The organism is Rhodococcus sp. NJ-530 (genome assembly GCF_003860625.1).
In the GTDB taxonomy this organism is placed as follows: Bacteria; Actinomycetota; Actinomycetes; order Mycobacteriales; family Mycobacteriaceae; genus Rhodococcus_F; species Rhodococcus_F qingshengii.
The window spans coordinates 3,479,304-3,491,002 of the sequence record NZ_CP034152.1 but is presented as its reverse complement, the minus strand read 5'-3'; the positions used below and the strand labels follow the sequence as shown (position 1 = coordinate 3,491,002).

Sequence of the window (11,699 nt, the reverse complement as noted above, 5' to 3'; positions counted from 1 at the left end):
CCACCCTGATGACGTATCTCACATCGGGCTCTTGCCCAGAAAGGATTCGGGCCACGATGACCGTACTCGACTCGATTCTCGACGGGGTGCGCGCTGATGTCGCCGCCCGCGAAGCCGTACTCGACTTCGCTGCAGTCAAGGCTGCTGCGGCCGCTGCACCGCCTGCACTCGATGCTGCAGCAGCACTTCTGGAATCGAGCATCGGCGTCATCGCCGAGGTCAAGCGAGCGAGCCCGTCAAAGGGTGCGCTGGCCGACATTGCCGATCCCGCAGAGCTTGCCGCGGCTTACCAAGCCGGTGGCGCACGCATCATCAGTGTTCTCACCGAAGAGCGCCGTTTTCACGGCTCGTTGGCCGACCTCGACGCAGTCCGTAAAGCGGTCACCATTCCGGTGCTGCGCAAGGACTTCATCGTGGGGCCGTACCAGATTCACGAGGCTCGCGCTCACGGCGCCGACGTCATCTTGCTGATCGTGGCGGCACTCGAGCAGCAGGCGCTCGCCTCGTTGATCGATCGCACCGAATCTCTGGGAATGACTGCCCTCGTCGAGGTGCACACGGAGGAAGAAGCCAACCGCGCGCTCGAAGCCGGCGCCAAGGTGATCGGTGTGAACGCCCGCAATCTCAAGACTCTCGAGGTGGACAAGAACACCTTCGGTCGCATCGCTCCCGGTCTTCCGACCGAGACGATCAAGATTGCCGAGTCCGGTGTTCGCGGAACTGCCGATCTGTTGGCGTACGCCGGGGCGGGCGCCGACGCAGTGCTCGTCGGTGAAGGCCTCGTGACCAGCGGCGACCCTCGCAAGGCCGTCGCAGATCTGGTCAATGCAGGTGCGCACCCGTCCTGCCCCAAACCGTCTCGATAAATCGCTGCACCCGCCCGGCGTGCTTTGATGCACCCGGGCGGTGACCAGCGACACCGTTGGGGCAGACTGGTGGGGTGACTTCACGTACTCAGGAACCAGGCTCCGGTGCAATATTCAAGGGCGGCAATCTGCCGCCGGCCAGCGCGGGACTCACCGAGCGCTCCCACGATCCCGATGCCGGAGGCCATTTCGGCGTCTACGGCGGACGGCATGTGCCGGAAGCCCTCATGGCGGTTATCGAGGAAGTCACTGCGGAGTACGAAAAGGCTCGAGCGGACGACACGTTCTTGAACGAACTCGATCGCTTGCAGCGCGATTACACCGGGCGTCCGTCGCCGATTTTCGAGGCAACGCGAATGAGCGAGTTCGCCGGCGGTGCGCGCATCCTTCTCAAGCGTGAAGATCTGAACCACACCGGTTCTCACAAGATCAACAACGTTCTCGGTCAGGTTCTGCTGGCAAAGCGTATGGGCAAGACCCGCATCATCGCCGAGACCGGAGCGGGCCAGCACGGTGTGGCATCGGCCACCGCCTGTGCACTGCTCGGTCTCGAGTGCGTCATCTACATGGGTGCTGTCGACACCGAACGGCAAGCACTGAACGTCGCACGCATGCGCCTGCTCGGCGCGGAGGTCGTCTCGGTCGAGACCGGTTCGCGCACGCTCAAGGACGCGATCAACGAAGCCTTGCGCGACTGGGTTTCCCACGCGGACAACACCTATTACTGCTTTGGTACCGCGGCAGGCCCGCACCCGTTCCCCACCATCGTTCGGGACTTCCAGCGAGTGGTCGGCCTCGAAACACGCGTCCAGGTTCAGGCACTGACCGGCCGCCTGCCCGATGCAGTCACAGCCTGCGTCGGAGGCGGCTCCAACGCAATCGGAATCTTCCACCCGTTCATCGACGATCTGTCGGTACGGCTGGTTGGCTACGAAGCAGCCGGCGACGGTGTCGAAACCGGAAGGCATGCAGCAACGTTCGCCGGCGGTACCCCTGGTGCATTTCAGGGTGCCTACTCCTACCTGCTCCAGGACGAAGACGGTCAGACCATCGAATCGCACTCGATCTCTGCTGGTCTGGACTACCCGGGCGTCGGACCCGAGCACGCTTACCTGAGCGATATCGGGCGTGCGACCTACGAACCCGTCACCGACAGTGAAGCCATGGATGCGCTGCTGCTGCTCTCGCGCCGCGAGGGCATCATCCCGGCCATCGAATCGGCCCACGCCGTCGCCGGCGCACTCCGACTTGGCAAAGAACTCGGTGAGGGCGCGATCATCGTCGTCAATCTCTCCGGTCGCGGTGACAAGGACATGGACACCGCCGCAAGCTGGTTCGGTCTTTTCGACGGCGCCTCAGGTCAGGCAGCCGCTCCGGATGATGCAGCAGACGAGAACGACAACACGGAAGGCTCGGACAAGTGAGCGAACGACCATCACGCCTCGCACCCACCTTTGCCGCGTGCAAGGCTGACAAACGTGCCGCCCTCGTCGGTTACCTGCCTGCCGGTTATCCGACCGTTCCCGAATCGATCGACGTGTTCAAGGCGATGGTCGACGGTGGCTGCGACATCATCGAAGTCGGTGTCGCGTATTCCGATCCGGTCATGGACGGTCCGACCATCCAGCGTGCAGCCGAAACCGCACTCACCAACGGCGTTCGCCTTCGCGACATCTTCACCGTGATCGAGCAGATCAGTTCGGTCGGCGGCAAGGCCGTCGTGATGACCTACTGGAACCCGGTACTGCAGTACGGCGTCGACAAGTTCGCACGAGACCTCGCTTCCGCCGGCGGGCTCGGACTCATCACCCCCAACCTCATTCCGGAAGAAGCCGGCGCCTGGATGGAAGCATCCGAGGAGCACCACCTCGACCGGATCTTCCTTGTCGCCCCGTCCTCGACGGAAGAACGGCTCGCGATGACACTCGATGCGAGTAGTGGATTCATCTACGCGGCCTCGACAATGGGTGTCACCGGCGCTCGCGACGCTGTGTCTTCGATGGCTCCGGAACTGACCGCACGGATCCGCGCGCATTCCGACATTCCCGTCGGCGTCGGATTGGGAGTTCGCTCCGGCGCACAGGCTGCCGAAATCGCGGCATACGCCGATGCCGTCATCGTCGGCTCGGCTCTGGTCTCCGCGGTCGAGAACGGCCTGGGAGCGGTTCGCTCGCTCACCGAAGAACTCGCCGAGGGCGTCCGCTCGGCTACCGTGGCGTCGTGACCTCAACTGTGGACCTGCTGGCCTATATCCCCAGCCCGCCCCAAGGCGTCTGGTACGTCGGACCGGTGGCGCTTCGCGCCTACGCGCTCTTCATCATCCTCGGCATCATCGTCGCGATCGTGTGGGGAGATCGTCGTTGGGTCGCCCGCGGCGGCGAGAAGGGGACCGTTCTCGACATCGCGATCTGGGCCGTTCCCTTCGGTCTGATCGGTGGCAGGCTCTACCACGTTTTGACCGACTGGCCCGCTTATTTCGGCGAGAACGGTCAGCCACTCGACGCACTCAAGGTGTGGCAGGGAGGCCTCGGAATCTGGGGAGCAGTGTTCCTCGGCGGCATCGGTGCGTGGATCGGCTGCCGTCGACGCGGCATTCCGGTGTCCGCGCTCGGTGATGCGATTGCGCCCGGAATCTTGCTCGCGCAGGCCATCGGTCGTATCGGCAACTACTTCAACCAGGAGTTGTACGGTCGCGAGACCACCGTCCCGTGGGGCCTCGAGATCTTCGAGCGTGTGAACTCTTCCGGCCAGCTCGATCAACTGGCAGGTGTCTCCAACGGAGAAGTCATTCGGGTCGTTCACCCGACTTTCCTCTACGAAGCTGTGTGGAACGTCCTGATCGTGATCCTGCTGGTCCTCGTCGACCGCCGATTCAAGATCGGCCACGGACGCCTGTTTGCTCTGTACGTCGCGGGCTATTGCCTGGGCCGGTTCGTCGTCGAACTGATGCGCGACGATTTCGCCTACGAGATCGCCGGCATTCGAGTCAACACATTCACTTCGGGGATCGTGTTCTTCGCCGCACTGGCCTACTTCTTCCTGGCGAAGAAGGGGCGTGAGGATCCGGCTGATTTGAAGTCGAAGGACTACGTCGCTGCGGTAGCTGCCGGCGAAGCAGGAGTCGCGGCGCCAGTTACCGAAACTGATTCGGCGAAGGCCGACGCGAAAGGCGCCGACGCTGAAGATTCTGAATCCGATGCTGCTGAATCCGCTTCCAGTGAGGCAAGCGACTCCACGGCAGCGTCGGATGAGTCGTCGGACGCGGTGAAGCTGTCGAAGAAAGACAAGCCGTGACAGGTCCCTATTCGCAGGGGGGATTCCCCGAGGATCAGGGACCGGTCTACGGCGCGCCCAATCCGTACGGATATCAGCAGCCATTGCCGCCTCCATCGATGTACGGGTTTGGAGATCCCTACGCCCCGTACGGTCGGCACCCGGTAACCGGGGAACCGTATTCCGACAAGTCGAAGGCCACGGCTGGACTGTTGCAGATCTTGCTGGGCTTCTTCGGAATCTGTGGAGTCGGGCGCCTCTATATCGGAAGTGTCGGCATCGGATTGTGCCAACTGCTCGGCATGTTCTTCGCGCTGTTCATGTCGGCGTTCCTCATCGGAATTCCATTTGCGATCGGAATCTGGATCTGGGCGTTCATCGACGGCATCGTGATACTTTCGGGCAATGCGCGGGACGGTGCTCGCCGGCCATTGCGAGGATGAGTCGCGAGCGCGAACCGAGGAAACATGTGTGGGGGACTGGCCTCGAGAAGGTCGAACCTTCTCGAAGTCCGATAACAAAAGCTATTACGTACCGTCGTCGAATCGAAGGAAAGTACGTTGCCTAACTTGAACAAGAATCCGGAACCTTCCGAGTCGGGGGACTCGTCTGGATCACAGCCGCCGGTTCCACCGCAGTTCGGGTCGCCGTTCGACTACGACGCGACGGCGGATGCGTCGTTGACGGAAACCTCGGCACCCACCGAAAAGACGCCGTCGACGGAGACCACCGGCACCGGTCCAGGCTGGGACACTTATTCGGGAGTCGGAAACGGTCCGGGGTGGGGAAACCACCCCATCTACCCGCCGCCGACCGGAACCGAATCGACCACAGCGTTTCCCGCTGCCGATTCTGATTCCACCCCGAATCAGCCCACAGCGCCGTACACGTCGCAGGAAAGCTACGCCGCTCAGAACTATCCGGCGACCGATTATCCGGCGCCGGACTACTCGAGGCCGACCCAAACCCCGACGGACGGTCCCGTCTACGGTGCACCGGCAGATCAGACTCCGAATCCCTACGCGGCTCCGCCGCAGGGATACCCCCAGCCGGGATACTCACAGCCGGGTTACGGTCAGCCTCAGGGGTACCCACAAGCTCAGGGGTACGTCCAACCCGGCTACGGTTTGGTTGATGCATCCGCGCCTTATGGCCGTGATCCGCTGACGGGTGAACCGTTCTCGGACAAGTCGAAGACGACTGCCGGATTGCTGGGCATTCTGCTCGGCGGATTCGGTGCAGGACGTTTTTATCTCAACCAGCCCGGCATGGCTGTCGCACAGATCGCGGTCACTTGGTTGACGTGTGGAATCGGTGGCATCTGGCCGCTCATCGACGGAATCATGATGTTGACCGGCAGTGTGCGCGATCAGTACAACCGCCCTTTGCGTAGCTGATCGAAACGACCGTCGGCAAGTGTGACCCCCTGATGCCTCGTTGTCAGGGGGTCACCGTTTTGCTCTCGCGACCTGCGGTTATGGGCTGATAAACTAGCGCTCGTCGGCTGCATGTCCGCGTGGAGGTCGCCGAGTGCCGTTTTCTCGAATACCTGAACCTCGAGGCCTGTACGACCCCGATCAGGAAACCGATTCGTGTGGTGTAGCCGTGGTAGCAGACACCTCTGGACGCCACCTGCATTCCGTTGTCGACGATGCGCTCGCGGTCCTGGGCAATCTCTCCCATCGCGGCGCAGTTGGGCGCGAATCCAACAGCGGAGACGGCGCGGGCATTCTGATTCAGCTGCCGACGGAGTTCTTCGACGCGGTGACCGAGTTCGAGCTTCCACCACCCAACGCGATGGGTGAGAACACCTACGCGGCCGGAAACTGCTTTCTCCCGGTGGATCAGGAAGCACGTCGGCGCGCGGTAGTTCGGATACACCGGTACGCAGCGGCAGAAGGACTGCAGATTATCGGGTGGCGAGAGGTGCCGGTCGACCGAGACTGCGTCGGAACCGTTGCCGCGCAGTGCGCTCCGTACATCAGTCAGTGTTTTGTGACGTGCGCCGAGTCACGAGATCGTAGTGTGGGCGGAATTGCCTTGGACCGACGAGTCTTTGCCCTCAGGAGACAAGCCGAGCGGATTCACTGTGGCGACACTGCAGTGTATTTCCCCTCGTTGTCCGCCCGAACCATCGTGTACAAGGGCATGCTGACGCCGACGCAGTTACCCGGTTACTTCACCGACCTACGCGACGACCGAATGCGAACTGCGTTGGCAGTAGTGCACAGTCGATACTCCACGAACACATTTCCGTCGTGGCCACTCGCTCAGCCGTATCGCTGCATCGCCCACAACGGCGAGATCAATACGATTGTGGGAAACAGGAATTGGATGCGCGCTCGCGAGCCGATGCTGCGGAGCACACTTTTAGGTGGGGACATCGATCGCCTGTTTCCGATCTGCACCCCGGGAGGATCCGACTCTTCGTCGTTCGACGAAGTACTGGAGCTTTTGACGCTCGGGGGCCGCAGTGTGCAACACGCCATCGCGATGATGATTCCCGGAGCCTGGGAGAACGATTCTTCGATGCCCGACGAGATAAAGGCCTTCTACCAATTTCACGGTTGTCTGATGGAACCGTGGGACGGTCCGGCGTCCGTGACGTTCAGCGACGGCATTGTTGTCGGGGCCGTGTTGGATCGCAACGGTCTTCGCCCAGGGCGATGGTGGCGGATGAAGAACGACCGTATCGTGTTGGCCAGTGAGAGCGGTGTGTTCGACGCTCCCACGTCCGAGGTGTTGGAGAAGGGGCGCCTCGAACCGGGACGCATGTTTCTCGTGGACACCGCTCGCCATCGGATCGTTTCCGATGCGGAGATCAAGTCCGAACTCGCGAGCACAGCCCCCTACCGGGACTGGGTCGACGGGGGATTGGTCGACCTCGAGGAAATCCCCGAGACTGCGCCTGCCCGAGGCGATCCGGCTCCGCTGTTGCAACGGCAGTTGCTCTTCGGATACCACGCCGAGGACCTGCGGGACATTCTTGTCCCGATGGCAAGCTCAGGATCGGAGCCGTTGGGATCGATGGGTGTCGACACGCCTCTCGCCGTTCTTTCGGATCGGCCGAAGCTGTTGTACGACTACTTTATTCAGCTCTTTGCTCAGGTGACCAACCCGCCTTTGGACGCGATTCGCGAGGAAGTCGTCACAACGCTTGGTGTCACCCTCGGCGCTGAGCAGAACTTGTTCGAAGCGTCGGCGCTGTCGTGCCGAAGGATTGTTCTCGATAAACCGGTGATCGGACCGGTGAAGATGGCGAAGGTCGCCGAACTATGCGGCGCAAGAACTCCGAGAAGCGCTGTCCTACGGGGAGGTTTCGATCCGAGAGGCAGTCTCGCCGAAGGCGTCGAGAGGCTTCGTGAGTCCGCCCGAACAGCCGCCGCAGCCGGTATCGAGATTCTGGTGATCTCCGACCGTGGATCAGGCCCTGAGCAGGCTCCCATTCCGTCATTGCTCGCAGTATCAGCCGTGCACCACGATCTGGTTCGTCATGGCCTGCGGACCAAGGTTTCCCTCGTCGTCGAGTCGGGTGACGCGCGCGAAGTTCATCACATCGCGCTGCTGATCGGCTACGGTGCGGCGGCTGTCCACCCGTATCTTGCTCTCGAATCGGTAGAAGCACTCAGCGAGCAAGACGAACTTCCCGGGATAAATTCGGAAAAGGCATCGGACAACTATCTGAAAGCGGCAAATTCCGGCGTGCGCAAAGTGATGTCGAAGATGGGAATCGCTACGGTTCACTCCTACACGGGCGCACAGGTATTCGAGGCCGTGGGCTTGGGTCGAGAGTTGGTCGACGAATACTTCTGCAACACACGGAGCCGGATCGGCGGGATCGGTATCACCGAAGTCGCGCGAGAAGTTCTGATGCGTCACGCGGCCACGTATCGTACCGTGCAGCATCGTCAGTTGAGCAGCAGTGGAGAGTTCCGGTATCGCCGCGGTGGTGAATTGCATGTGTTCACACCCGAGTCCGTGTTCTTCCTTCAGCATGCGACCCGGACGGGGCGAAGTGAGATGTTTCGTCGCTACAGCGATGAAGTCGATCGACTGAGCGCGCAGGGCGGAACACTTCGGGGATTGTTTCGATTTCGGCGTGAGTTTCGTCAGCTGATTCCCCTCGATCAGGTCGAACCCGTCGAGATGATTCTCGCTCGATTCAACACCGGTGCGATGAGCTACGGCTCCCTCTCTGCCGAGGCGCACGAGACGATGGCGGTTGCGATGAATGCTCTCGGCGGACGTTCGAACACCGGTGAGGGCGGAGAGTCACCGGAGCGGTTGCGTGACAACAAGCGTCGAAGCGCAGTCAAGCAGGTCGCGAGTGGTCGCTTCGGGGTGACCAGCGATTACCTGGTCAATGCCACCGACATTCAGATCAAGATGGCCCAGGGCGCCAAGCCCGGTGAAGGAGGGCAGCTTCCGGGGTCCAAGGTGTACCCGTGGATCGCGGAAACCCGGTACTCGACACCTGGAGTCGGGCTCATTTCTCCGCCCCCGCACCACGACATCTATTCGATCGAGGATCTCGCCCAATTGATCTACGACCTCAGATGCGCAAACGATCGTGCGCGGATACACGTGAAGTTGGTCAGCGCAGTCGGAATCGGGACTGTTGCGGCAGGTGTGGCCAAAGCGCACGCCGACGTGGTGCTGATCTCCGGTCACGACGGCGGGACGGGGGCGGCGGCACTCTCGTCCATCCACCACGCTGGTACGCCCTGGGAGATCGGGCTGGCCGAAACTCAGCAGACTCTGGTGCTCAACGGGTTACGCGATCGGATCGTCGTCCAGTGTGATGGGGGTTTGCGCACGGCGCGGGACGTCGTCGTCGCCGCGTTGCTGGGGGCGCAGGAGTACGGGTTTTCCACGGCGCCACTCATCGCGGCCGGGTGCGTCATGATGCGGGTATGTCATCTCGACACCTGCCCCGTCGGAGTAGCGACGCAGAATCCCGAACTGCGTGAGCGATTCACCGGCCGGCCCGAGTACGTCGAGAACTTCTTTCGCTTCATCGCCGCCGAGGTACGACGTTTGTTGGCAGAACTGGGGTTTCGAAGTATCGACGATGCGCTGGGGCACGCAGACGTATTGGAAATGTCTCCGGCGGTGGCGCATTGGAAGAGTCGGACGTTGGATCTCTCACCACTCTTCGACGTTCCGGCCACGCCGGCCGGCGCGGCCTACCAACCGTATGTACCTGTTTCGAGCGAACTCGAACGCACCCTGATCGAGTTGGCTGCGAACTCGCTCGAGGACGCTCGACCCGTGCATATCGAACTGCCAGTACACAATACGGATCGAGCGGTGGGAACGAGGCTGGGCGCTGAGGTGACCAGACGCTACGGCGCCGTCGGGCTACCTCAAGGCACCATCGACGTCGTGCTCAGTGGAACGGCAGGCCAGTCACTCGGTGCGTTCCTGCCACCGGGCATCTCGCTGGTCGTTGTCGGCGATGCAAACGATTACGTGGGAAAGGGGCTCTCGGGTGGACGAATTGTGCTTCGGCCGAGTGAGGACGCACCCTTCGTGGCCGAGGAGCAGGTGATTGCCGGCAATACGCTGCTGTACGGCGCTACGAGCGGTGCGCTCTATGCCCGGGGGCGTGTCGGGGAACGATTCGCGGTGCGCAACTCGGGTGCGGTCGCTGTGGTGGAAGGCGTCGGCGACCATGCGTGCGAGTACATGACCGGGGGTCGCGTCGTCATCATCGGCCCAACCGGTAGGAACCTTGCTGCGGGAATGTCCGGCGGACTTGCCTTCGTACTCGACGTGAAGGCAGAAAAGGTCAACCGCGACATGGTCGTTCTGGAGCAGCCCTCGGCGGAAGACTGTCGTCAGCTGGTCGACATTCTCGGCGCGCATTTGGCCGCTACCGGTTCGCCGGTGGCGGCAAAACTACTCGACGACTGGGGCGGACAGAGTCCGAGATTCACCAAAGTCTTGCCTGTCGATTATCAGAAGGTCGTGGAAGAGAACCAACTGGTGGAGCCGGCTCATGCCTGACCCACGCGGGTTCCTCAACGTGAAACGATCCGACGCACCGACCAGACCGCCCGATGTGCGTGTCGGCGACTGGGCGTCGGTAAACGAGTCGCTGGATCCCGTCGTGCGAAATCGAGACGTATCTGCACAGGCCTCGCGTTGCATGGACTGCGCTGTGCCGTACTGCCATTCGGCCGATGTGGGGTGTCCGCTCGGCAATCTCATTCCGGAATGGAACGACCTGGTTCGGCGTGGACGGTGGTCCGAAGCCTCGGAGAATCTGCATTCCACCAACAATTTCCCCGAGTTCACCGGACATCTGTGCCCCGCACCGTGCGAAACGGCGTGCGTTCTCGCACTCGACGGCGAGCACACGTCGGGGGGTGTCACCATCAAGCGCATCGAACAGGCAATCGTCGACAACGCCTGGGAGTCGGGTTGGTTGGGGCCGCAGGCACCGGTAGTTCACAGCGGAAACTGTGTTGCGGTTGTCGGTTCGGGACCGGCGGGACTGGCCGCGGCTCAACAACTGACACGAGCCGGACACAGTGTCACGGTGTTCGAGCGGAGCGATCGGATCGGGGGACTGCTTCGCTACGGAATTCCGGAATTCAAGTTGCCCAAGGCCCTCATCAACCGGCGGCTGGACCAACTGACCGCCGAGGGGACCAGGTTCGTCACCGACTGCGCCGTCGGAGTGAACGTGAGCGCGCACGACCTCTCGACGGAATTCGAGGCGGTAGTCCTGGCGGTCGGGGCTGATCGTGCCAGAGACACCGACGTACCGGGTCGTAGTCTTCGCGGAATCCATCGTGCGATGACGTACCTGCGTGCGGCCAACCGCGAATGCGAGGGTGACGGTGCGTCGAGCATCTCGGCGCGAGGTAAGAACGTCGTGATCATCGGTGGCGGCGACACGGCCGCCGACTGCCTCGGCACGGTGCATCGCCAGGGTGCGCTCTCGGTGACGGAATTGGATTACCACGTCCCACCTCCGGCACGCCGCGATCGAGATCGCGACCCATGGCCGTTGTGGCCGCGGGTCCTGCGCACCTCGCCGGCGGACGAGGAGGGCAGTGACAAACGATTCCGATGGGCGGCGCAGGAATTTCTCGACGACGGTGGGGGTGCGGTCCGCGCAATCCGGATGGTTCCGGTAGCCGTGTCACGAGCGAAGGACGGACAACGGACCCTGGTGGAGACCGGCGACACGACGGATCTGGTGTGCGAGATGGTCCTGCTCGCTCTGGGTTTCGACGGCGTCGAAACCGCCCCGCTGCTCACCGACCTTGATGTCGGCACCGATCCACTCGGCAGAATCGAGTGTGATGTCGGGTGGCAGACCCGGACACCCGGCGTATTCGTCTGCGGCGACGCGCATCGCGGGGCGTCGCTGGTCGTGTGGGCGATTGCCGAGGGACGGTCGGCCGCACGTGCCGTCGACATGTTTCTCACAGGCGAGTCGGCGCTTCCGGCTCCGGTTCCTCCAAAGGCATTTCCGCTGTTCGTGAGCTGACCAACTGAATCGAGTAAGTACAGAAAGTGCAGGTCGCAAATGCCGGATAGAAGTGC

8 protein-coding genes are annotated in these 11,699 nt (G+C 62.3%); all 8 read left to right on the top strand.

The genetic code is table 11. The annotated features are described in order from the left end of the window. Positions 1-56: 56 nt before the first annotated feature. The 8 genes from trpC to EHW12_RS16270 all read left to right on the top strand — a co-directional run bounded on the left by trpC (position 57) and on the right by EHW12_RS16270 (position 11,643). A complete protein-coding gene (trpC, locus tag EHW12_RS16305) occupies positions 57-866 on the top strand; it encodes an indole-3-glycerol phosphate synthase TrpC (RefSeq protein WP_003944016.1) in 810 nt (269 codons plus the stop codon). Between the two features lie 74 nt (positions 867-940). Then, positions 941-2,290: a tryptophan synthase subunit beta gene (gene trpB / locus EHW12_RS16300; protein ID WP_070161397.1), complete on the top strand. Its 1,350-nt coding sequence runs from the start codon at positions 941-943 to the stop codon at positions 2,288-2,290. After that, positions 2,287-3,090, top strand: a complete 804-nt coding sequence (gene trpA, locus EHW12_RS16295) for a tryptophan synthase subunit alpha (RefSeq protein ID WP_003944010.1) — start codon at positions 2,287-2,289, stop codon at positions 3,088-3,090. The genes trpB and trpA overlap by 4 nt, the downstream gene beginning before the upstream one ends. Beyond that, positions 3,087-4,160 carry a prolipoprotein diacylglyceryl transferase gene (lgt, locus tag EHW12_RS16290; RefSeq protein ID WP_003944040.1) on the top strand — a complete coding sequence of 358 codons (1,074 nt, stop codon included), beginning with the start codon at positions 3,087-3,089 and terminating at the stop codon, positions 4,158-4,160. Before trpA ends, lgt begins: the two co-directional genes overlap by 4 nt. Continuing rightward, the gene (locus tag EHW12_RS16285; protein ID WP_125051160.1) at positions 4,157-4,582 is read left to right on the top strand and encodes a TM2 domain-containing protein; all 426 of its coding nucleotides are present in this window, start codon (positions 4,157-4,159) and stop codon (positions 4,580-4,582) included. The genes lgt and EHW12_RS16285 overlap by 4 nt, the downstream gene beginning before the upstream one ends. 126 nt (positions 4,583-4,708) lie before the next feature. Next, entirely contained in the window at positions 4,709-5,536 is an 828-nt protein-coding gene (locus tag EHW12_RS16280; RefSeq protein WP_125052612.1) for a TM2 domain-containing protein, read from the top strand. 133 nt (positions 5,537-5,669) lie between these two features. Then, positions 5,670-10,148, top strand: coding sequence for a glutamate synthase large subunit (gltB, locus tag EHW12_RS16275; RefSeq protein ID WP_125051158.1), 4,479 nt, complete (start codon positions 5,670-5,672; stop codon positions 10,146-10,148). Then, positions 10,141-11,643: a glutamate synthase subunit beta gene (locus tag EHW12_RS16270; protein WP_125051156.1), complete on the top strand. Its 1,503-nt coding sequence runs from the start codon at positions 10,141-10,143 to the stop codon at positions 11,641-11,643. The genes gltB and EHW12_RS16270 overlap by 8 nt, the downstream gene beginning before the upstream one ends. Positions 11,644-11,699: the final 56 nt, after the last annotated feature.